Source organism: Sulfuricurvum sp., from assembly GCF_028710345.1.
Lineage (GTDB): Bacteria > Campylobacterota > Campylobacteria > Campylobacterales > Sulfurimonadaceae > Sulfuricurvum.
Map to the genome: position 1 here is coordinate 467,332 of NZ_JAQTUH010000001.1, position 22,924 is coordinate 490,255.

Annotated in this window: 21 protein-coding genes; 19 read left to right on the top strand and 2 right to left on the bottom strand. The window is 42.7% G+C overall.

Annotation, left to right across the window (positions count from 1 at the left end; translation table 11 throughout):
• Positions 1 to 17: 17 nt before the first annotated feature.
• From PHC76_RS02445 to PHC76_RS02490, 10 genes are all read left to right on the top strand, one after another.
• Positions 18 to 269: a phosphopantetheine-binding protein gene (locus tag PHC76_RS02445; protein WP_299972578.1), complete on the top strand. Its 252-nt coding sequence runs from the start codon at positions 18 to 20 to the stop codon at positions 267 to 269.
• Positions 269 to 976, top strand: a complete 708-nt coding sequence (locus tag PHC76_RS02450; protein WP_299972576.1) for an ABC transporter ATP-binding protein — start codon at positions 269 to 271, stop codon at positions 974 to 976. Before PHC76_RS02445 ends, PHC76_RS02450 begins: the two co-directional genes overlap by 1 nt.
• The gene (locus PHC76_RS02455; RefSeq protein WP_299972575.1) at positions 973 to 2,172 is read left to right on the top strand and encodes an ABC transporter permease; all 1,200 of its coding nucleotides are present in this window, start codon (positions 973 to 975) and stop codon (positions 2,170 to 2,172) included. The genes PHC76_RS02450 and PHC76_RS02455 overlap by 4 nt, the downstream gene beginning before the upstream one ends.
• Positions 2,169 to 2,435, top strand: a complete 267-nt coding sequence (locus PHC76_RS02460; protein ID WP_299972573.1) for a phosphopantetheine-binding protein — start codon at positions 2,169 to 2,171, stop codon at positions 2,433 to 2,435. The genes PHC76_RS02455 and PHC76_RS02460 overlap by 4 nt, the downstream gene beginning before the upstream one ends.
• Entirely contained in the window at positions 2,432 to 3,571 is a 1,140-nt protein-coding gene (locus PHC76_RS02465) for a beta-ketoacyl synthase N-terminal-like domain-containing protein (protein ID WP_299972572.1), read from the top strand. Before PHC76_RS02460 ends, PHC76_RS02465 begins: the two co-directional genes overlap by 4 nt.
• The gene (locus tag PHC76_RS02470; protein ID WP_299972570.1) at positions 3,568 to 4,395 is read left to right on the top strand and encodes a beta-ketoacyl synthase N-terminal-like domain-containing protein; all 828 of its coding nucleotides are present in this window, start codon (positions 3,568 to 3,570) and stop codon (positions 4,393 to 4,395) included. Before PHC76_RS02465 ends, PHC76_RS02470 begins: the two co-directional genes overlap by 4 nt.
• A 69-nt stretch (positions 4,396 to 4,464) precedes the next feature.
• Positions 4,465 to 5,544 carry a cyclopropane-fatty-acyl-phospholipid synthase family protein gene (locus PHC76_RS02475; protein WP_299972568.1) on the top strand — a complete coding sequence of 360 codons (1,080 nt, stop codon included), beginning with the start codon at positions 4,465 to 4,467 and terminating at the stop codon, positions 5,542 to 5,544.
• The gene (locus PHC76_RS02480; protein WP_299972566.1) at positions 5,541 to 6,020 is read left to right on the top strand and encodes a hypothetical protein; all 480 of its coding nucleotides are present in this window, start codon (positions 5,541 to 5,543) and stop codon (positions 6,018 to 6,020) included. The genes PHC76_RS02475 and PHC76_RS02480 overlap by 4 nt, the downstream gene beginning before the upstream one ends.
• The gene (locus PHC76_RS02485; protein WP_299972564.1) at positions 6,001 to 8,157 is read left to right on the top strand and encodes a hypothetical protein; all 2,157 of its coding nucleotides are present in this window, start codon (positions 6,001 to 6,003) and stop codon (positions 8,155 to 8,157) included. Before PHC76_RS02480 ends, PHC76_RS02485 begins: the two co-directional genes overlap by 20 nt.
• Positions 8,145 to 9,350 (top strand): AMP-binding protein, encoded by a 1,206-nt coding sequence (locus PHC76_RS02490; protein WP_299972562.1) that lies wholly within the window; start codon positions 8,145 to 8,147, stop codon positions 9,348 to 9,350. Before PHC76_RS02485 ends, PHC76_RS02490 begins: the two co-directional genes overlap by 13 nt.
• On the opposite strand, the gene PHC76_RS02495 is transcribed toward PHC76_RS02490, so the two are convergent.
• The gene (locus PHC76_RS02495; RefSeq protein WP_299972560.1) at positions 9,347 to 9,706 is read right to left on the bottom strand and encodes a hypothetical protein; all 360 of its coding nucleotides are present in this window, start codon (positions 9,704 to 9,706) and stop codon (positions 9,347 to 9,349) included. The two genes, PHC76_RS02490 and PHC76_RS02495, sit on opposite strands and share 4 nt — an antisense overlap.
• A gap of 68 nt (positions 9,707 to 9,774) precedes the next feature.
• Between PHC76_RS02495 and PHC76_RS02500 the strand changes: the two genes are divergently transcribed.
• The 6 genes from PHC76_RS02500 to PHC76_RS02525 are packed head-to-tail and all read left to right on the top strand — an operon-like array spanning position 9,775 to position 14,978.
• Positions 9,775 to 10,695 (top strand): dialkylrecorsinol condensing enzyme, encoded by a 921-nt coding sequence (locus PHC76_RS02500; protein ID WP_299972558.1) that lies wholly within the window; start codon positions 9,775 to 9,777, stop codon positions 10,693 to 10,695.
• A 9-nt stretch (positions 10,696 to 10,704) separates the two neighbouring features.
• On the top strand, positions 10,705 to 11,847 hold the full coding sequence (locus PHC76_RS02505; protein WP_299972556.1) for a beta-ketoacyl-ACP synthase III: 1,143 nt from the start codon (positions 10,705 to 10,707) through the stop codon (positions 11,845 to 11,847).
• A complete protein-coding gene (locus PHC76_RS02510) occupies positions 11,848 to 12,252 on the top strand; it encodes a helix-turn-helix transcriptional regulator (protein ID WP_299972555.1) in 405 nt (134 codons plus the stop codon).
• Positions 12,252 to 13,241 carry a BtrH N-terminal domain-containing protein gene (locus tag PHC76_RS02515; protein WP_299972553.1) on the top strand — a complete coding sequence of 330 codons (990 nt, stop codon included), beginning with the start codon at positions 12,252 to 12,254 and terminating at the stop codon, positions 13,239 to 13,241. Before PHC76_RS02510 ends, PHC76_RS02515 begins: the two co-directional genes overlap by 1 nt.
• The gene (locus PHC76_RS02520) at positions 13,238 to 14,350 is read left to right on the top strand and encodes a beta-ketoacyl-[acyl-carrier-protein] synthase family protein (protein ID WP_299972552.1); all 1,113 of its coding nucleotides are present in this window, start codon (positions 13,238 to 13,240) and stop codon (positions 14,348 to 14,350) included. Before PHC76_RS02515 ends, PHC76_RS02520 begins: the two co-directional genes overlap by 4 nt.
• A complete protein-coding gene (locus tag PHC76_RS02525) occupies positions 14,340 to 14,978 on the top strand; it encodes a beta-ketoacyl synthase chain length factor (protein WP_299972550.1) in 639 nt (212 codons plus the stop codon). The genes PHC76_RS02520 and PHC76_RS02525 overlap by 11 nt, the downstream gene beginning before the upstream one ends.
• On the opposite strand, the gene PHC76_RS02530 is transcribed toward PHC76_RS02525, so the two are convergent.
• Positions 14,975 to 15,751, bottom strand: coding sequence for an MBL fold metallo-hydrolase (locus PHC76_RS02530; protein ID WP_299972548.1), 777 nt, complete (start codon positions 15,749 to 15,751; stop codon positions 14,975 to 14,977). The genes PHC76_RS02525 and PHC76_RS02530 overlap by 4 nt on opposite strands.
• Before the next feature lie 150 nt (positions 15,752 to 15,901).
• Between PHC76_RS02530 and PHC76_RS02535 the strand changes: the two genes are divergently transcribed.
• The 3 genes from PHC76_RS02535 to PHC76_RS02545 are packed head-to-tail and all read left to right on the top strand — an operon-like array spanning position 15,902 to position 22,742.
• Positions 15,902 to 19,273 (top strand): DUF2126 domain-containing protein, encoded by a 3,372-nt coding sequence (locus PHC76_RS02535; protein WP_299972547.1) that lies wholly within the window; start codon positions 15,902 to 15,904, stop codon positions 19,271 to 19,273.
• On the top strand, positions 19,273 to 21,834 hold the full coding sequence (locus tag PHC76_RS02540) for a circularly permuted type 2 ATP-grasp protein (RefSeq protein WP_300209774.1): 2,562 nt from the start codon (positions 19,273 to 19,275) through the stop codon (positions 21,832 to 21,834). Before PHC76_RS02535 ends, PHC76_RS02540 begins: the two co-directional genes overlap by 1 nt.
• A 2-nt stretch (positions 21,835 to 21,836) precedes the next feature.
• Positions 21,837 to 22,742: a transglutaminase family protein gene (locus PHC76_RS02545; RefSeq protein ID WP_299972544.1), complete on the top strand. Its 906-nt coding sequence runs from the start codon at positions 21,837 to 21,839 to the stop codon at positions 22,740 to 22,742.
• Positions 22,743 to 22,924: the final 182 nt, after the last annotated feature.

Below are 22,924 nucleotides of genomic sequence, written 5' to 3' on the forward strand. Positions count from 1 at the left end.
TTTAGAGGATTGAACAGATGGTTGAATACGCAACAGTAAAAGAGCAATTAATAGAAGCTCTCCAATTAGAAGATATGAGTGCGGATGAGATCGATGATAATGCAGCATTGTTTGGCGAGGGTTTAGGGCTTGATTCTGTAGACGCAATCGAATTGGTTATCTTTTTGGATAACCAATATGGGATTAAAATTGACAATGTAGGTCAATCGAAAGAGATTTTTGTCTCCATTAAAACCTTGACCGACTATATTAACCAAAATAAAAAATAGTGATTGTCGCGCGCAACCTCTCTAAAACATTTGGAGTAAACAAGGTTTTAGATAACGTTACTTTTGAGATTCAACACGGCTCAATTACAGGCTTGATCGGTCATAACGGAGCAGGAAAAACAACGTTAATGGGGATTTTATGCGCCCTTATGCGTCCCGATGAGGGGAGTGTGCGTGTCGGTGGTGTCGATCTCTTTAGTGATATGGAGAAAGCTCGTTCATTAATCGGGTATGTACCGCAGAAAACCTCTCTTTATCCGGAGATGAGCGGTCGTGAAAACTTGCACTATTTTGGAACGATTATCGGGTTGAGTGGTAAAGCATTAGAACAATCGATTATCGATGTCTCTGTGGCAACGGCACTCGAAGAGCATCTTGATAAACGGGTTGTCCATTACTCCGGTGGGATGCAAAAACGGCTTAATTTAGCAATCGGATTGTTGGGTAATCCACAAATTCTGTATCTCGATGAGCCGACGGTGGGGGTTGATCCAGAGACACGAGAGATTATTTTAGCAACACTCAGTGATTTAGCACACGTTCAAGGGTGCACTATTCTCTATACTTCCCATTACTTTGAAGAGGTTGAACGGATATGTGAACGGCTTATTATTCTCGAACACGGTCGTGTGATTGCCGATGACTCAATAGCAAATTTACAAAATGAATCGTTGGAGCGTTATCTTCAGCGTAACGGTGTACGATGAGAAAAATAGTTGCGGGGATACTCAAAGAGTTTTGGCTGTTAAAACGGGATGTCCATGCACTGCTTGTCCTTTTTGTAATGCCGGCCGCTTTTATCCTCATTATGAGTTTGGCGATGCGGGATGCTTTTTCGGAACACTCTGCCGTACATATCAAAGCGATTATGGTGGATGAAGAAAACTCTACCGCTTCTCGTGAAATGATAGCGCAGTTTGCCCATATAGAAGGGTTCGAATGGAGCGTTAACCCCCAATCTTCTGAACTTTCCCATACCATGATGGAGCGCGATGTACTGATTTCGGTGGTTGTGAAAAAAGGGTTTGAAAAAACTCTTTTGAGCAATGGAGATGTCGCAAAATGTGTTACTGTTTTGGTTGATCCTAAAGCAACTCCTATGGTGCGGATGTTATTTGAATCGGCGATAGCGGGCAGTGTTGCAAAAATCAGCATGATAAACCAAATGAGTGCGCTGAATCCGTGGATGACCTCTGAAGAAAAAGGGACAGCTTTGCGAGATCGACAATGGTTCGAAGAGCAATTTTTTCAAGGGGAGAAAAGAGGCAGTCTCCAGCCAACCTCGGTACAGCAAAGTGTCCCTGCTTGGCTTATTTTTTCAATGTTTTTTATTATCATCCCTATCTCCCATACCTTTGTCAATGAACGACGGTTAGGGACATTAGCCCGTTTGGCGGTGATGAATGTCTCTATAACCTCTTTATTAGTCTCTAAATTTATCCCCTATTTTCTTATCAATCAAATACAGTTTTTCTTGATGCTGATGGTGGGAATTTATCTTGTCCCCATTCTCGGCGGAGATGCACTAATTGTTGGGGATGTCTGGGGAGGATTGATTGTTGTTTCTATCGTGCTCAGTTTTGCAACTATCACCTATGCTCTTGCAATCGCTTCGATAGTGCGAACAACCGATCAAGCCGTGAGTATCGGAGGGTTGTTAAATATTATCTTTGCCGCGCTTGGGGGGATCATGATTCCACTGTTTGTGATGCCCGATTTTATGCAGAATTTAGCAATTATTTCCCCAATGTCATGGGCGTTAAAAGCATTTTTAGCACTTTTTTTACATCAAGTATCCATAGGTGAGTTGATCTTTCCTTTAGGTGGCTTAATGATTTTTGGTACTGTTTGTCTCTCTTTCGCAACCTATCGTTTACATAAAGAGTTAAAGGAGGCACAATGAGAGGATCGCAAGACGAGGATTTTAAACGCTCGCTTAAAATATTGATTATTGAGGCGTGTGAGAAAGAGGTGAGTGTTGATGAGGTGGGAGATAACGATCCTATGTTCGGTGAGGGGACGGCTTTAGCATTGGATTCACTCGATGCGTTGCAAATTTCGATGGAGATACAGAGGGTATATGGTGTAGTCTTAGCTGATAGTAAAAAGTTAAGACGAGTATTTACGTCGATTAATGCATTGGCAGATCATCTACAACCGGAATGAGCATGGGGGTATATGTTCGTGATGCGGTAGTGTATTGTGCATTAGGGAGCAGTGAAGAGGAGATACTCTCTTCGTTACATAACCCTAAAAAAGCTTCACTACAATCATTTCGGTTTGGAAAAGAGCAACGAGAGCGACCCTATGGCGCGATGAATGAGCATAAAGTTGTAGGGTATGATGAGTTTTTTGAACGTTTAAGCAGAGTGCTTCGCGAGGTAATTGAAAAATCCAATCTAAGTGAAGAAGAGCTTGAAGAGTGTCCCTTATTGATCGGTTCGACCTCGATGAACATCCCTTGCTCTGAAGCCCTCTATCAACAAACTCCCCAAGAGATGCTCCCCTCGATCGGATACGGACGAATCGGTGAAACGTTAGCCAACGCGTGTGGTATCGGTGGAGAAGTGTGTTTATTTATTAGTGCGTGTACCTCTTCGGCAAGTGCTTTATTGTATGCCGAGCGAGGGATACAATCGGGGCGGTTTAAGCGTGCTATTGTCCTTGGATTTGAGTTTTACAACGAATTTACCATGTCGGGGTTTGAAGCACTTGGCTTACTGGATGATGCGGGAAGTAGATCATTCGACAAAGAACGGATGGGGATGATGCTCGGTGAGGGGTGTTCTGCGATTGTACTGGATTCATCAGTGCCGAATAAATTGTTTGAATTTTCACTTTTAGGGGGTGAAAATAGATGCGATCTTTTCTCCCCGACCTCTCATAACCCCAATGGAGAGATCGTTGCACAGACAATAGAAGATGCCCTTTTGGATGCGGGTATTGCATCCACAGAGGTGAGTTTAATCAAAGCACATGCAACGGGGAGTAATAGCAACGATATGGCGGAAGGGAAAGGGTTAAATAGAGTGTTTGCCAATATGCCACCTGTTTTAACGTTGAAGCCACTAGTCGGACACACTCTCGGAGGATGCGGTGCAATTGAGCTGGCGGTTTTGTGGTTTGCCCTTAAATCAGGATTTATCCCTAAAAGTTTCGGTTTTAGTACGGTTGATGAAGAGTTTGGGATTATCCCTACGCGCACTGAGGTAGAGTCATCCAGTGGAATCGTCTTAATGAACCATTTCGGTTTTGGGGGGAATGGAGCTGTATTGGTTGCCCGTTATGGGAGAGGTGAATGAAAAAAGTCTATATTGAATCGGTTACATCCCTCATGTGTACTTCAGATCACCCCAGTGCTGATTTGAAAAAAGAGTTAGAGGTTTTAAGCACTCAAAAGTTTCGCCGTATTAACCGCTATATTCTTTTAGGTTTATGCGGTGTATTTAACCTTCCTGAAATCAACCATGTTGATAAGAGTAGCGCCCTTTATATCGGGACTAAAAATGGATGTATTAGTGAAACGGTATCGATGTTGGGGCAAATATACCGTGATGAACTGCTCCCTATGCCCTTTACCTTTATCGGTTCTTCAACAAATATGGCAAGTTATCATATTGCCAACGCATTAGGACTGCATGGTGGAAATTACACCCTTTCGCACCGTTATGCCCCTTTTGAATGTGCATTAGATATGGCGTATTGGGATATGGTAGAGGGTAAAAGTAACTCTGCTATTGTTGGGTGTATTGATGAAGCCGCTCTCCCTTTGGAAGCATTTAAAGAGGTAGTAGGGATGGGTGATGTGGCGGAGTTGTATGAGGGGGGATATTGGCTCTCTTTAACTACCCATGCTAATAACCCTATTGCAGAAGTAGTAGAATCAAAGCGGTTTAAAACTTTTGCACAAGTAGAAGCATATCTCCCGCGAGAGGTGAAAATTATTCACGATGATTCGTATCCTGATAACCAAAGCAGGGGATATATCGGTTCAAATAGTGGATTGATGTTCGTAGAAGCACTCCAAGAGGGGGTGGACGAACAAATTGCGTATGTGACGCAGCTTGGTCAACATCAATTTTTAATGTTAATGGTTAAAAGTTTAAGTGTAAATGACTATAATTAAAATAATTATGATGCAATACTATAAATAGTGTGTTTTTTAAAATTTCGCCAATAAATAAGGGTTATAAAGATGAAGAATTTTTTTGATGTCAGTAAAATGTCTGCCGGAGATGCTCAATATGAAGCACAGAAAATAGCATTTTCTCCTATCGTTTTTCAAGTAGCCAGAGTGCTCAGAACAAGTGGAATATTGAAGCATTTGGATGGTAATAGAGCGGGATTAAGCAGTGATGAGATAGCAAATGATTTATCGATGAGCCCGTATGTAGTGAGTGTTTTACTCGAAACAGGGTTGAGTGCGGGAATTGTAGCTAAAAATAATGAGTTATTTTCAGGTACAAAAATAGGCTATTTTCTCCTCAATGATGAGATGACAAAAGTGAATATGGATTTCAACCATTTTGTCAATTATTTAGGATTATATGAGTTAGATAATGCGGTAAAAAGTGGAAAACCATCCGGTTTAAAAGTTTTTAATAACGATGATACGATTTATCCGGGATTATCAAAATTACCCGATGATGCTAAAAAAGCATGGTTTGATTTTGACCATTTTTATTCTGATTCGGCATTCAAAGAAGCGATAGCAATTTTAGCTCAATACAATATCAAAAGACTTTTAGACATCGGTGGAAACACGGGGAAATTTTCACGCTTATGCGCAACATCAATCCCTACCTGTCATGTAACTATCGTTGATTTACCGGGGCAACTTGATGTTGCAAAAAATGAAAATGAGAAAGCAGGGCTCTCTGATCGAATCGATACCTATTTCGCCAATATGTTGGATGAGACAACTAAGCTTCCCACTGAATTTGATGCGGCTTGGATGAGTCAATTTTTGGATTGTTTTGGAGAAGAGGATATTGTGCGAATCCTGAAAAAAGTAGCACAGGGGATAGCGGATGATGGACATATTTATATCTTAGAGCCACTGTGGGATCGCCAAAAATATGCTACTTCTGCGTATTGTATCATCAATACATCCCCTTATTTTACGGCAATGGCTAACGGTACGAGTAAGATGTTTAATTTTGGCGAAATAAGCAAATATATATCCAAAGCAGGATTGTATGTTGATAATATCTATGATAATATCGGTTTTTCTCACTCACTAATCGTATGCAAAAAAATCAAAGGTGATGCATGAAGTTACTAGTTTTATTCATTTTGTTGACGAGATTTATTTTTGCTCAAGGTGAATTTACCGAAAAACGGTATATCTACGCACTGGATAAAACAACACTTTTTAAAGGCTCTATCACACTGAATGATGATAGTACGATTGTCCGTTATACGTCACCGGAGAAAAAAGTATTAACTCAAATGGGTAATACCCTCACCATCGAAGAGGTTGAATCGAAAAAAACGCAGGTCATCGATCTCTCTAAGCGGATCGATATGAATCTCTATTTTAGTTTTATGCGCTCCATCCATAAAAAAGATTTTAGTTCTCTTCAAAACTATTTTGAGATGACCAAAGAGAAAAATGTTTATCATCTGTTGCCAAAATCTCAAGTAAAACGGGCTATCGAGAAGATGGAGATTACGTTGCGCGGTGATGAGATGCAGCGGATGGTAATCAATTTTACCAACGGGGATGTGATTGAAATCGAAGCACTTTGAGCGTCTCCGTTTCTTCCTCCTCGCTCTTGTCATTAGTGGAATCGGACTCTATGTATTTATCAAATATCCCCTCGCCGGAGAGCTCTCCAAAGCGCTTCCTGAAGATAATGCTACCAAAATTTTAGAGCAGTATGGGGCATTTGATTCCTCTAAAAAACTTTTTGTTTTGGTCAAGGGATTTGATGCGAAAAGTTTAGAACACGCCTATGCTATCAAGGAAAAGCTATCACACCTAAGTCAAGTTGAGAGTGTTTTGTTTGATTTAGGTGATATCGCACCGGAGTCGCAAGAGTATTTGGCTACAAATTGGCTCTATTTGAATGATTTTAATGCAAGTGAGGTGAGTTCACAAGAGGTAGAACTCAAACTAAAAGCGTTAGCAGAATCGATGATGCAAAGCGGCGCGTATGTTCAATTGGATAGGAATGATCCTCTCAAACTTTTTACACAACCTTCCCTCGTTATGGGGACGCATAAAGACGGTAAGCTAATCGTTCCTGAACACGGATATTGTATTATTGCCTCCGTTCGTCCCTCTATTAGCGATATGGAAGGATCTCAAAAACTGTACGATGAAGTGCATCATGCACTAGAGGGTTATAAAAACAGTATCACTCTTTTTAGCCCAAATTTTTACAGTGTCGAAAATTCAGCCTATATCCATAACGATGTTCAGCGTATCACTCTCATCACTATCATGATTCTTATTGGTGTTTATTTCTTTTTCTTGCGCAATAAAATGATGCTCCTCTTTAGTGTTTTGACCCTTTTCCTCTCTGCACTCCTCTCTGTATTGATTCTTAATGCAGTATTTAAAGATGTCTCTATCTTGGTGATTGCGTTTGGTGCGGGGATTGCTACTATTGCCGAAGATTATCTCTTTATGCTCTTTTTGAATGATAATTATGCAAAAAAACAGTTTAACTGGTCTGTATTTTGGGGATTTGCGGCGACGGAAATAGGTCTTTTTAGTTTGGTATTTATCGATTTTCCTCTCATTTCACAGCTCGCTTTGTTTGCATTTGTTTCGTTGGCATTGTCGTATACTATTTTCGCTTTTATCTTTCCGAGATTGCAGTTTTATCGTGAAAAAGATGATTCAGAAGCCCCATCGTTGATCGAAAAAATCTTTCAATGGCAAAAAGTTCCTCCGATAGTGTTTACTCTCCTCTCACTGATTTTGATAGCAGTATCGTTTCCGAAACTTGTATTTGATTCCAACTTTCGCCATTTGGATTATCAAAATCAACCGCTACTCAATGCAGAAAAAATTTTTGAAAGCTCACTGGGAGAAAATCGCCTTCCGATATTGATTTACGGAAAGAGTATGGAAGCGTTGATGCTCAATGCCGAACAGGTGAAAGAGGTTGCTCCGAAGAGCTATACCATCGCCAATCTCGCACTCAGTGAGGCAAAAAGCAAAGAGCGTTTCCAAACGATTAGTGCTTATAATTTTGATTCATTACGTGCAATGTTAAACAATGCAGGAAAAACAGCAGGATTTCGAGAAGGGATGTTTAAAGATTCCTATAAATCGATGGAGTCGTTAAACCCATACCGTCTCGATACGGAGGGGTTACGTCCGTTGGGGATAGAGGTTCTCAAAACAGAGGATGGACGTTATGTGACATTGGGGTATGTTCCACGCGATGAGGTTGCTAATGTAGCACATTCCTCAGATATTAGCGTAGTGGATGGGAAGGAGCTTTTATCCCACAGTGCATCGAATGCTTTAGGCTCTTTCTCCCTCTTTTTAGGGATTGGGTTTACCCTTTTACTTATCATTATCATCGCAGTGACACGTTCTCAAGCACTTTATGCTCTCAATTTTCTCTTTTTCCCGATAGCGGTTATCGTAACCATGCTAGCACTAAACGGCAGTTATAACCTGATGCATCTGTTCGCCCTTTTCTTAATGATGGTCTATGGAATCGATTATGGCATTTATCTCTCTCGCGGGGATATATCCACGTCACTACGGGCAGTATTGTACTCATGCATAACAACCTTTGCAGGGTTTGGGATATTGGTTCTCAGTGATGTTCCGGCGGTAGATTCGATAGGAGCGGTGACGATTGCAGGTCTTGGTGCGATACTCCTCCTCTTCTTTCAAAAAGGGAAACAATGTCACACGTAACGGTACTGTATAACGATGGACGTATTGAGGAAGAAATCGTCGATTTTAGAGGGTATACCCCTGTCTCAGAGAATTCTCGCTGCATTATCCCCACCCACCATGATAAGATGGAGCAAATCAGAGAGATTGTAGCCTCAATCCATCGAGGAGATATTCCGCTGCTCTATGATACGACGATGAAGAGCAGTGATGAGAAAGCTCACCGATTACGCGATTTGCCCCTATCAGAACATCTCCAATCGGCTTGTGTTCTTTTCTTTACCTCAGGCACTTCGGGCAATCCGATAGGGGTTCTAAAAGGGAGTGAGCATTTGGTGAGTGAGTGCGAAGCACAAATAGAGTGGCTTCAACATTATAAGATTGAGCAGTGTCTGGTTACTGTCCCTTTTTTCCATATATACGGCTATCTTTTCGGTCTTGCTATCCCTTTGAGTATGGGTCTTGATATCGTGACCAAAGAGGACTTCCTCCCCCAAGAGATTCTCAAGCTGTGTCAACAAAAGCCGACTTTGTGTATTACCAATCCGGTCTTTATCCGCTCCATGATCCGTTTGCGTGACGATATTGATTTGCGTGATACCCTTTTTATTTGTTCCAGTGGACCGTTAGAGAGTGAAGAGGCTCTAAAATTTGAGCAAAAATACTCCACCCGTTTGGTTCAACTTTATGGCTCCAGTGAAACAGGTGGAATCGCCATACGTGAGGGGGGAGAATCATTGTGGAATCCTCTAAACGGTGTCGTTATCGAGAGTGATGAGGGGATTTTGAGTGTACGTTCCCGGTATCTGTCTCGCTATGTGTTTGACGATGAATTTCGCCCCCTCTCAAATCCTTTTCAGACAACCGATATTATTGAAAAAGTGGGTGAGCAATTCAAGATAGTGGGACGTGCCAGCGAATTGGTCAAAATCGGTGGTAAACGACTCTCGATGGTAGAGATAGAGACATTTTTAGAAACGATGGAGGGGATTGAAGAGGCTCTGGGATTTGTGGAGTACCATCCCTCATCGCTTCGGGGTGAAACATTAACATTGTATCTCGTAGGTGATAGCTCAAAAATTGATAAAACCGTGTTAAAAAAAGCTCTTCATGATCAGTTTGGGGGGATACATATCGAGAGTAAAATCATTATGGTGGATGCCCTCGCCAAAACAGCTTTAGGGAAAAAGATACGTCACAAAGTCATTACTTAAGCTGCCATATAAAACATGGCAATCTCTCCTGTTGCAAATGTGCTCAAACCGTTAAACGCCCGAAATTTAAAGAGATAAGAGTCGTTAAACGAATGGAGTAGGGTAATCGTAATGAGGGGATTACAAACATTAGCCTTCTCCTCTAAGATGACATTGCGAAACGATGAGACAAAACCGATGTTGCAGTGCGGTGAAAGGGGAAAATAGCTCGTCCCCTGTGCAGATGCTTCACAAAACATTGCTAATGTCGGCGTCAGTGGGAAAGATGAACGAAAGGTTACTTCAGTGTCACTTTGCTCTAGGAGTGATTCGACGAAAATAAGGGGTTCTTTATGGGGGAGACGAGAATTTGGCATACAGATTCCTCATTAAACTTATAAAACAAATGGTAAAATAAAGTTACTTAAAATGAGGGTTTTTTTGAATGATTAAACGTGTATTGGTTGTTTATTACTCTCAAAGTGGTCAATTAACAAGAGTATTAGAGAGAATGCTCTCTCCTCTTCACGAAAATCCTGCTATCGAGCTCTCAATAGTGCGTCTCGAGTCGAGTGAAGATTTTACTTTTCCGTGGTCTTTTTGGCGTTTTTTTGATGCCTTTCCGGAAAGTGTCTATTTGGATCCTCCAAATAATTTACCGTTTGAACTAGAAAATCCTCACGAGTTTGATTTGATCATTATAGGGTACCAGCCATGGTTCCTCTCCCCCTCTTTGCCGATGAGTGCTTTTCTCCTCTCGGATGAAGCAAAAATTATTTTAAAAGATAAGCCTGTAATGACGGTTATCGGATGTAGAAATATGTGGATTGAGGCTCATAAAACACTAAAAGAGCTTATTTCTAAGTGTCAAGGTCAGCTGATCGATAACGTCGTTTTTAGTGATCAAAGCGGGCCGTTAGAGAGTTTTATAACAACACCTCGTTGGATGCTGAGCGGTAAAAAAGATTCTTTTTTAGGTTTTTCGCGTGCGGGTATTAGTGATGATGATATTGTTTCGAGTGAACGTTTCGGCAAAAGATTAGTGGAAAAGCTTCAAGATAATAGCCATTTAATAAATGGACCTATGTTGAAAAATCTTGGTGCGGTACAGGTAGATGATCGTTTTATTGCAGCCGAAAAAATTGGGAAAAGGAGCTTTCGAATTTGGGGAGCACTTATCCGTCTTTTCGGTAAAAGAGGTTCAAAATTACGTTTACCGATTTTATCGTTTTATATTCTGTTTTTAATTACGTTAATTATTACGGTAGTCCCGATAAATATGATGATTCAGGCAATGATTCGCCGTTTATTTAAAGGAAAAATAGATAAAATAAGAGAAATATTAGAAGCCCCATCCGGCAGGTAAGAGAGTAGTATGGCGAATGTATACATCACAAAAATAGCAGCATTTTTACCAAACGACCCTGTTGATAATGCTCATATTGAAGAGGTCTTGGGATGTATCGGAGGGGTAAAGTCGAGAGCTAAAAATGTTGTGTTACGCAGCAATGGGATCAAAACGCGCCATTATGTTTTAGACCCTAAAACACGAGAACCCCTTTATAGTAATGCATCATTAACGGCTAAAGCGATACGGTTACTCGAAGATGAGAAATTTTCGCTCTCTGATGTGGGATGTTTGGTGTGCGGAACTACCTCGCCGGATCATTTGATGCCCAATCATGCCCTGATGACACAAGGCGAATTAGGGCTTCATGCGTGTGAAGCGATTGCTACTTCGGGGATATGCTTGAGCGGAGTCACCGCAATGAAATACGCTTATATGGCGATTGCTTCCGAAGAGCACGCTTGTGCAATCAGCAGTGGATCGGAGACATCATCGATGGGGATGAGAGCTGAGATGTTTATGGCAGAATCGGGTGATGCTGAATCTGTTGAAAAACGCCCTGAGATTGCTTTTGGAAAAGATTTTTTACGTTGGATGCTCTCTGATGGTGCGGGGGCAACACTATTACAACCTACTCCCAATAGTGAGGGGATATCGCTTAAAATCGAGTGGATTGATATCCTCTCGTATGCCGGTGAGATGCCTGTCTGTATGATCGCCGGAGCGCATCATAGTGATGAGGGTGTCTATCAACCGTGGAAAGAAGTTCATTCGTCATTGTGGCGTGAATATAATGTTTTTGCGGTTGAGCAGGATGTCAAATTATTGAATGAAAATATTGTCCATTACACCGTTGAAAAACCTTTGTTATCTATCAAAGAAAAACGACAATTATGTGCAGATGATATCGACTATTTTTTACCACACTATTCATCAGAATATTTTCGAGACAAAATGGCTGCCGGTATGGAAAAAATAGGATTTGCTATCCCGTATGAGAAGTGGTTTACCAATCTCACGACCAAAGGAAACACCGGCAGTGCCTCTATCTATATTATCCTTGAAGAGCTATTTAATTCCGGAAAACTTCAAGTGGGTGAAAAAATCCTCTGTTTTATCCCTGAAAGTGGACGTTTTTCAACGGCATTTATGTTGTTGGAGGTGGTTTAAATGAGAGAAGAAGAGGCACCGCAGGATAATATTTCGATTTATCGCGGAGGGAAAAAAGCCCTTTATGCGGCTAAAGCAAACGGTGAGTACGCCGTAACCCCAAGTAGCGGATGGGCAATCGAGGAGATGGCGACACTCCAAGCGGTTGAAGAGTTTAACCGATTAGAGAGGGAAGCGTATCAAGGGTTTCTTGAAAAACGTATCTCCCCTCTAGGAGTATGGATGAACCGTCGCCGAATGAGTCTCAAAACGCTTAGTGAATGCAGCGGTTTTTGGCAATGGAGTATCAAACGTCATTTGCAATACGATACCTTTAAAAAACTCAATCCGAAAACCATTGCACTCTATTGTGACGTCTTAGATGTTAGTGAAGAGGAATTAAATCACCCAAAGGAGAGCATATAATGGGAGAATTTACCCACCGACATTCTGCCCATTGTGAAAGCGGCGTTGTCTCTTCACTGATAACCCATGGCGGTTATCCGATTAGTGAAGTGATGGCATTTGGTATCGGAAACGGTCTTACGTTCGCCTATTTGCCGATAGTAAAAATCGATGGAATGCCTCTTATTGCCTATCGAATGCCCCCTCGAAGTATTATTAAAACCATTACCAAACGTCTAGGGCTTGTGCTACGGATGAAAACCTATCCAAACCCGACTGTCGCACGTGATGATTTGAGTGCGATGCTCCGTGAGGGAAAATTGGTCGGACTTCAAACTTCGGTCTATTATCTCCCCTATTTTCCTCCGGAGATGCGATTTCATTTCAATGCACACAACCTATTGGTCTACGGACAAGATGAAAATGGGTTCAATGTTAGTGATCCGGTATTTGAAGATCCGATGCATATAGGGTTCAATGATCTTGATAAAGCCCGTTTTGCACGAGGAGTATTTGCACCCAAGGGGGCGTGTTACACTATCGAGTCAATCCCTCATGAGATTGATTTGAAAAAAGCAATCACCAAAGCGATTAAACGAACTACCGGAATGATGCTCTATACCCCTTTTCCATGGGTGGGTATTCGGGGGATGAAGATGATGAAAAAGGCGATTTTAAAATTGCCAAATCACCCCCATAAACGGTATGCTTCCCTTTATCTAGGTCATATTATCCGTATGCAAGAGGAGATTGGTACAGGCGGTGGCGGATTTCGTCTCATGTACGCCGGATTTTTATTTGAAGCGGCGGATATTTTAGGGCGTGATGAGCTAAAAATAGCTTCAACGATGATGGGAGAATCGGGAGATGCGTGGCGTCGTTTTGCTCTAAGTGCTTCCAAAGCGTGTAAGGGTTCAGAGTACTCAGTCGAAGAGATTGCATCGAAGCTTCAAGAGGCGATTGATCTGGAAGAGAAAGTATACCGTTACCTACGAGGGCTTAAATTATGAGCCATCGGGTCTATTTAAATGCTTCAAGCTGTGCGTGTGCCGCAGGGCTCACTATCGAAGAGATATTTGAGACACTCTTATCGGGACAATCGGCGATTAGTTACCAAGAGGGATACGTTGAGGGATTTTCTATGCCGTTGGGGAAAATCCCGTATGAGGGTGATTTTTTTGACTTATTGAGTGAGAATGTTAAAAATATTCTCTCTCTCGCACCGTGGTTAATCCCCGCTGAGACGATGGTGGTAGTAGGCTCTTCTGTAGGGGGAATGTGCCGTGCTGAGAAGAAATTTTTTCGCGATGGAGATTGTAAAAACATTGCTGTCGAAGAGTTTGCATTGCGCGCCATAGCCGATGAAATCGTTGGAAAATTCGGGTTTAAATCGGCGCTCTCTTTTTCAACCGCCTGTACCAGTAGCTCAGTTGCCATCGATTTCGCGTATGATCTGATTCATCGTGGGATTATGAAGAGTGTTGTGGTAATTGGGGCGGATGAACTGAGCCGTTCAGCCGTCAATGGGTTCGATTGTTTGGGGATAGCATCGCATGAGGCGACTCGCCCTTTCGATGTGGAGCGAAATGGTATTAATGTCGCCGAAGGGATAGCGGTACTAGCCCTCTCGAGCCAAAAGAGTGAGCAGTGTGTCGAGATTTTGGGGTGTGGGTTGAGCAGTGATGCCTACAATATCACTCATCCCCATCCTGAGGGGGATGGGGCACGTGCCGCGATGCTTCAAGCGTTAGAAAAGGCGGGACTTGAACCTTCGATGATCGATTATATTAATGCTCACGGTACGGGAACAATCGCCAATGATGAGATCGAGAGTGCATCGATTTATGCAATCTTTGGCTCACATCCGTTTGTTGTCTCCACCAAAGCGGTGAGCGGGCATACTTTAGGAGCGTGCGGTGCTCTCGAAGCGGCAATCGGTGCGATGTCTATTCTTCGAAACATCATCCCACCCTGTGTCAATCTCCACACGCAAATCGATTCAAGACTTAACCACCCTCTAAAACCGACCCCTGCCTCTATCAATTATGTGATGTCGAATGCTTTTGGATTCGGTGGGGGAAATGCCGTCATAGTATTAGGGAGAGTCAATGCAGATTAATTTAGAAATACTCGGATTTGCTGTGGTAGAAGACGCTGAAAAGTGCACTGCTCTCAATGAAAAAGTGATTGTGAGCGATATGATGTTGCGCAGACGTTTAACCCGAAATGCCCGTATCTCTCTCTATTTAGCCGATCAACTCGGAGAGATGAATACTCCTATCGTTATAGGAAATGCCTATGGCGAGGTTGCGGAGACGTTTGATATTTTAAAAGCGATTGCATCACATGAGACACTAAGCCCCACCGCATTTCAAAATTCAGTCCATAATACCCCCGCATCCTATCTCTCCATCGTCGGACAAAACAAAGGGTACGTCACCACGGTGAGTGATTTACACGAAACATCCGAAGCGCTTTTAAAAGTGGGGGCACTCAAATCGCTCAGTGCTGGGTCGATGGTGCTGATACTCACCGATGCGATTGATTTTCCCCATATCGATGAGCTCAATCGATGCGGCATTACTCGAAAAGAGTGCGGCGTTGCACTGCATGTCCGTCATACGGAACAACCTACAACCCTTTTTCTAAGCGGCAAACAATTTGAGGGGTATTCCCCAAGTGTTTGGAAAATGTTAGAGATAGCCCAAGGGTGTCAATTAGGCTCCATTATCGGGGTTGAGATTTAAAAAAGAACCTTATCGTAATCAACGAGTACTTTTCCGCCGTTACGCAGAAGCTCCATTGTATTTAATTCATGGATGATAGTAGGGGAAAAGAGGGTTTTGAGATGGATAGCATAGACTTTAAAATCGTTGCGTGAACAGGTTTCGAGTTCGCTTTGGAGTAGGGCAGGGGTGAGATGTTTACTATCGTGTGCCAGTTTTGCAAAGCTTGAGGGGAACGATACTTCGATAACAAGGGTGTGAATATGGTGATTTTTATCCAATAATTCCCATATTTTCGAACATTTGTAAGTGTCGGCACTAAAAAGAATCCCTTGGGCATTTTTCTCGATGAGATAACCGCAACTTCCATCGGTATGGTCGGTTTTAAATGGGGTAAGGGAAACATCATCAATATAATATTTTTGATCAAGTTTTATTTCGATAAGTTCAATCGTCTTATCAGTATGCCCAATGAGGCTAATCTCTTCAAAATTGGGCCAAATACGGTGGTTAAAAATAAACTGACGTAAATCATCGAGGGTCGCTTTAAGCCCGTAAATTTTAAGAGAGATCGATTTTTGGGTGACAAAAAGATCAGCAAGAAAAGGGATATCGATGATATGATCAAGATGCGAATGGGTAAGAAAGATATGCTCGATGGTAAAAACATCATCTCCAAAAGCATTAATAAGATTTCCTGCATCGATAACGCAGTGTTTCGAAACACGTAGACACGTAGTCCCTTGTGTAGGGGTTCGTGTCCCTCCGGTTCCTAAAAATTCGATAAAGTTCATTCTTTCTCTACCCTTCATAAAATTTTATTATAATATAAAATAGATGAATTTTCACCTTAATGGTTAAATGAGTATTAATTAAACACTAATGGTCGTTTTTTTAGTACGATCTATGTTATCCTTACTTATTAGCTTGCACAAGGAAACCCGATGTCGCTCAAAGTTGTTCTCTCTCATAAAACTCATTATGCTTTTGATAAACCTATCAATCTTTCTCCCCATATAATCCGTCTTCGTCCCGCACCGCACAGTCGTACCCCGATTGAAGCTTATTCTCTCACGATCAAACCGGATAATCATTTTATCAACTGGCAACAAGACCCTTTCGGTAACTATCTTGCTCGAATCGTTTTTCCGGAAAAGACAACTGAACTCGCTATCAATGTGGAAGTAAAAGCGGAATTGGTGAGTATCAATCCATTTGATTTTTTCGTCGAAGAGTATGCATCTGATTTTCCGTTTAAATACAGAAAAGAGCTTAAGCAAGAGCTACAACCCTATCTTCAGATTGATGAAGATGGGAAAAAACTTAAAAGCTTTTTGTCAAAAATAGATTTAACACCGCGCCCTATTAATGATTTTTTGGTTGAACTCAATATGAAAATCAATCAGCATCTTAACTATACGGTTCGCATGGAACCGGGAGTGCAGACGTGTGCCGTGACATTGGGCAAAAAACTCGGTTCGTGTCGTGATTTCGCATGGCTTTTCGTCCAAGTCCTTCGCCATTTAGGACTTGCGGCCCGTTTTGTTTCAGGATATCTCGTACAGCTCTCTGCTGATGTGCAATCGCTTGATGGTCCAAGCGGGCCGGCAGAGGATTTCACCGATCTACACGCGTGGACGGAGGTTTATATTCCGGGTGCGGGGTGGATCGGTTTGGATAGCACCAGCGGATTGTTCGCCGCAGAAGGGCATATTCCCCTCGCATGTACCCCAAGCCCTGAGGGGGCAGCACCTGTTGAGGGAGCTATGGATAAATGTGAAGTGGAATTTGAATATTCCAATACCGTCACCCGTATTTTTGAATCTCCCCGTGTTACCAAACCGTATCGCACTGAACAGTGGGACGCAATCAATGCTTTAGGGTATGCGGTTGATAAAGAACTCGTGGCAAACGATGTACGTATGAGCATGGGGGGAGAACCGACGTTTGTCTCTATCGATGATATGGAATCAGAACAGTGGAATACTGAAGCAGATGGGGAGCATAAACGTGAGCGGGCAAATGTCCTCTCACGACGGTTGCTGAACAGTTTCGGAAAAGGGGGGATGCTTCATCACGCACAAGGTAAATGGTATCCGGGTGAGCCATTGCCTCGATGGATGTCTACGATCATTTGGCGCAAAGATGGTCAGCCGATTTGGAAAAATCCCGATTTGTTAGCAAGTTTGGATCAAAATTTTGACTATACCCCCGAAGATGGTCGCAAATTTTTAGAGACGTTATGTTTAAATCTTGGTATCAGCGATAAAAATATCCACGATGCCTATAACGATCCCCTCGTAGCATTGCTCCAAGAGTCATTGTTACCTATCGATATTGATCCCAAAAAAGCCAACCTCAAAGACTCACTGGAACGTCGTGCATTGGCAGAATCCCTCTCCAGCGGTATTGATAAACCCGCAGGGTTCGTCCTTCCACTAAACTGGGGGATGACCCGTTGGGTAACGTGTCGTTGGGAATTTCGCCGTCCACAGCTCTTTTTAGCCCCAGGTACTTCTCCCGTTGGATTACGCCTCCCACTCGATTCATTGGCGCATAAACCCCATATTGAATTAGAACAAAGTTTTGAACCCGATTTGTTCGGGGCATTTCCCTCTTTAGGTGAATATCACAGTGCCGTAAAGGTGCGTGGAGAAAAAGTGAGCAAAAAGACTAAATCCTCAACCGATTATGAAGTTTTTGTCCGTACCGCGTTGAGTATCGAGATACGGGAGAATAAACTCTTTATTTTTCTCCCTCCGATTACCAATACCGAAGCCTTTTTGGATTTGATAGCCTCCATCGAAGAGACGGCAGAAGCACTCAATATGGCAGTCATGATTGAGGGATATGAACCACCACATGACCTACGAATTGAAAAAATGAGAGTTACTCCCGATCCGGGAGTAATCGAGGTCAATATCCATCCAACAACGAGTTGGGAAGAACTAAGTCACGTCATCACCACCCTCTACGAAGAGGCACATCAATCCCGTCTAGGGACACTCAAATTTATGCAAGACGGTAAACAAGGGGGGACAGGTGGTGGAAATCATGTCACTATCGGAGGACTTACCCCGAGTGATAGTCCATTGCTCCGAAACCCTGAGCTTTTGCGTTCATTGCTCACTTTTTGGCAACACCATCCAAGCCTCTCGTATCTTTTCTCTGGTGCGTTTATCGGACCTACTTCCCAAGCACCGCGTGTTGATGAGGGGAGACTTGAAAATCTGTATGAACTCGAAATCGCTTTTAACCAAATCCCTCATGGTGAACCAATCCCGTTTTGGTTGACTGACCGACTGTTCCGTCATATGCTTACCGACTTGACGGGGAATACCCACCGCAGTGAGTTTTGTATCGATAAACTCTACTCACCTGACTCTTCGACAGGTCGGCTAGGGATTTTAGAGTTGCGCGGATTTGAAATGCCGCCGCATGCACAGATGTCATTGGTGCAGATGTTGTTAGTTCGAACACTCGTCTCCCTTTTCTGGAAAAAACCGTACCGTCATAAATTGGTACGTTGGGGGACTCAACTGCACGATAAGTTTTTAATTGAGCATTATGTTCGTGAAGATATTCGTGATATTGTGGAGTTTTTACGCTCAGAAGGGTACGCGTTTGAGAATGATTGGTTCGATCCATTTTTCGAATTTCGCTTTCCACTCTATGGTATGACACAAATCGAAGGGGTTCATTGTGAACTTCGCGGTGCTATTGAGCCGTGGCATGTTTTAGGAGAGGAATCAAGTTCACAAGGGACAGCCCGTTATGTCGATTCTTCACTGGAGCGGGTACAGGTTAAAGTCTCTAATTTCGTCGATGAGCGGTATGTATTGACGTGTAATGGAGTCAAAGTTCCTTTGGTTAATACGGGAGTAGAAGGGGAATACGTCTCAGGGGTACGTTACCGTGCTTGGCAACCGTGGTCAGCACTCCATCCGACGATTGGGGTGGATACGCCGTTGGTATTTGATCTTGTCGATACATGGAATCGTCGCTCTGTCGGGGGCTTTACCTATTTTGTCTCCCATCCGGGGGGACGATCGTACGATACTTTCCCAGTCAATACCCTTGAAGCACAATCTCGCCGTATCAGTCGGTTTTGGGGATTTGGTCATACCCAAGGGGAGATGGAAGAGGTACATGAGCCGATTATCCGAGAACAAGAACTCTCTAAAGATGAAAAAATAGGACGAGTTGTTGAGAAACATACCGCGAAAAAAAGTTTTGCGTATCAAGAACTTCCAGGGAGCTTAGAGTATCCGCATACATTAGATTTACGCCGTAAGTGGAGTCCTAATAAACAATGATGTTTGAGAATTATAAGAGTGGATCGTATGATGAGATGTTTGATGATGAGGGTAATGTTCGAGACCACTGGAAACAGCTAGTAGCCAATCTCGAAGAGTTAGGACTCGATCAGCTTGAAACGAAACGTCAGGAGATTGATTGGCGTTTGGAAGATAATGGAGTAACCTATAATGTCTACAATGACCCTAACGGTATCTCCAGACCATGGAGTCTCGATCCTATTCCGCTTCTATTAGAGGGGAATGATTGGAAACGTATCGAAGAGGGGGTAAAACAACGCTCAACCCTCCTAAATCTCATTTTTAAAGATATCTACGGAGAACAGCGTCTTTTAAAAGAGGATATTATCCCCAGTGAGGTTATTTTTGCCCATAGCGGGTTTTTGCGTGAAGTTCATGGACTATTTAATGATATTGCCTACCCGATGATGATTCTAGCCGTTGATTTGGCGCGTGGACCTGATGGTAAAATGTGGGTGGTGAGTGACCGTACACAAGCACCTTCGGGATTGGGTTACGCGGTAGAGAATCGTTTGACGATGAACAGCGCGATGCAGACCCTTTTTCAACACCTTTCGATTCGACGACTTCACCTCTTTTTTGATAAGTTCAAAACGATGCTCTTAGGATTAAGCAAAAGCAACTCCAATGATCCGCTTAACGTTTTACTCTCCCCAGGTCCGCACAATGAGACCTATTTTGAACACTCCTATCTCAGCTCTTTTCTAGGACTCACCCTCGTCCAAGGTCAGGATTTGTTAGCCAAAGGGGGCGCTTTATGGCTCAAAAGTCTCAAAGGGCTCCGACGGATTGATGCGGTAGTCCGACGAGTAGATGAGAGTTATTGTGACCCGTTGGAATTGCGCGCTGATTCGAGACTTGGTGTTTCGGGATTGGTTCAAGTGCTTCGTAAACAGGGGGTTTCTATGGCAAACCCTTTGGGTGCCGGTATTTTGGAAAATTTAGGACTCTATCCGTTTTTACCGCGTCTTGCACACTATTATCTCAATGAAGAGTTGATTTTACCCCAAATAGCGACATGGTGGTGTGGTCAACCCAACGAGCGTGAGTACGTTTTGGAACATCTCTCCACCTTAATGATTAAAACCATCGACCGTAGTGCTTTGTATTTGGGTAAAAACCTCTCTACGGGTGAACTTGACGCGCTGAGGGCAAAAATTGAGGCAGAACCGTATCGATACGTCGGTCAAGAAGAGGTTCAATTCGCGACGGCACCGAGTTACACACAAGGGAAAATTCTCCCCCGTAAAGTGGTAATTCGATCATTCGCGATTCACTCAGATGAGAGTTATACCGTTATGCCGGGAGCTTTGGTGCGGGTTGAGAGCAGTGCAGATGCATTGGTGGTTTCAGGACAAGGTGGGGGAAGCAGTAAAGATTTATGGATTTTAAGTACGCCCGATGATTCAGAAAACAGTACATCCATGACAATGACCCAAAAGATGGACGGAATGTTTCAAAGTATGGTTCAATTACCCTCCACACTACCTCTTAGTATGACCAATGTTTTTAAAGCCCGAGGATCATCTGAAAATTCATTAGAAAATATACCGAGTCTACGAGCCGAGAATCTGTTTTGGTTGGGGCGTTATCTAATGCGTTCCATCACCAATGCACGGATGATTCGCCTCACCCTAAAAAGTCTCGTGAATGCTACCCGTTATGATCGTCATGCAGATGAGAGGGTTCAAGAGGTATTGTGTACGACCCTTACACACTTAACAATGACCTATCCGGGATTTTTAGGGAGAGATGAGGATGAAATTCCCGATCCGTTAATAGAAATTTGGTCGGTAATGTCGGATAACGCTCGGATCGGATCATTGTCTCAGGCGTTGGGGATGCTTTTCAATGCCAGTACCAGTACAAAAAACCTTCTCCCTATCGAAGGGTGGAGAATTTTAGATCGCCTTATGCGTGAATGGAACGATTTCACCCACCAAAAAGCCCCGACACAACGCGCTATGATTTCGGGAATCGATAAACTTTTGGTTCATTTGATGGCGTATAAAGGGTTGATTGAAGAGAGTTTGTTTGCAGAACAGGGGCTGGTACTCTACGATATCGGTGCACATTTAGAACGTTCCAACCTTTTGATTTCTAAAGCACGTGCGATGCTAACCAATGTCTATGAACCGTTTGTGGAATACGAGATATTAGAGACCCTATTAGGAAGCAGTGAGAGCCTTAATGCTTATCGTGCCCATTACCGCGCCTCTATTAATTTAGTCCATGTCAGCGAATTTTTAGTGCTCAATATAAAATTTCCAAAATCGTTAATCAGTGAAATAAATCAACTGCTAAAAGCATTACCGAAATTGCCGAAATTTAAACATGAGATGTATCTTAGCCGTTACGAAGAGCCCCTTTTTGAAGCTTTTTCATTGTTACGTTTAGAGCGAATTGAGCATTTGTCGTTTTTGGATAAAGATACGGTTGTCCGTGAAAATTTGGATAATCTATTGTCTTTAATCGCCGATAAATTGTTAATCGCCGCTGATGAACTTTCAAAAACCTATTTTTCCCATTATGATGAGTAACCATGCTGTACCATATTTTTCATAGCACCCAATTTTCGTACCAGCAGTGGGTTAGCTTTAGTCACAATTTAATCCGTTTACGGCCACGAAATACCCCGACACAAACATTAGTCGATTACTCTTTATCCACTGACCCGATAGTGAGTGAGATGGAGAGTTATGATGATTATTTCGGTAACCATCTTTGTCATCTTCTGATTCGTGAGCCCCACCACCATCTCAAAGTCACTGCCAGATCGTGCGTTGCTATCGATTATGAAGCGGTTGAACACCATGCAAAATTGGCACATGAAGCACGGCGTGTTACCTACACAGAGATGCTTGATGCCTTTCATGCCAATACCCCTGATGTCATCGATGCACTGCAATACCGCCTCCCCAGCCGTTATATTCCACTCGCTAATCATGATTTACGAGAGTATGTACTTCTCTCATTCGCACCGGATAAATCTTTATATGGATGTGTTGAAGCGTTTATGAATCGTGTATTTAACGATTTTCAGTTTGTTTCAGGTTTTAGTGACTTGAGTACACCGGTTGAGGAAGTATTTCGTGAACGCAAAGGGGTATGTCAAGATTTTGCCCATCTCTCCATTACCGCTTTACGCTCTATTGGACTGAGTGTCCGATATATGAGTGGCTATTTAGAGACACTTCCACTTGAGGGGGAAGAGAAATTTTTCGGTGCCGATGCTTCTCATGCATGGTTCTCTGTATTTATACCGAACTTCGGATGGTTCGATTTTGATCCAACGAACAATATCATCCCCTCATATCAACATATCGTATTGGGATATGGTCGAGATTATGACGATTGTTCACCAATGCAGGGGGTCGTTCAAGGGAGTGGGCTGAGCAGACTCAATGTAATGGTGGATGTCTCACGTGATGATTCCCTTCCTATATAATAGAAGATGGAGGAAAAACGGCACATTATTTCCTTTTTTCAAAGTTTTTTGCAATTTCTTTTAAATTCTTTCGAAAAGCTCTTGACATTCATTTCATTTTCCCCTATAATTCCCGTCCACAAACGATGAGACGCTTCGAAAGAAGGGTTAAGTTTGAGTTTGAGATCATTGAAAACTAAGTA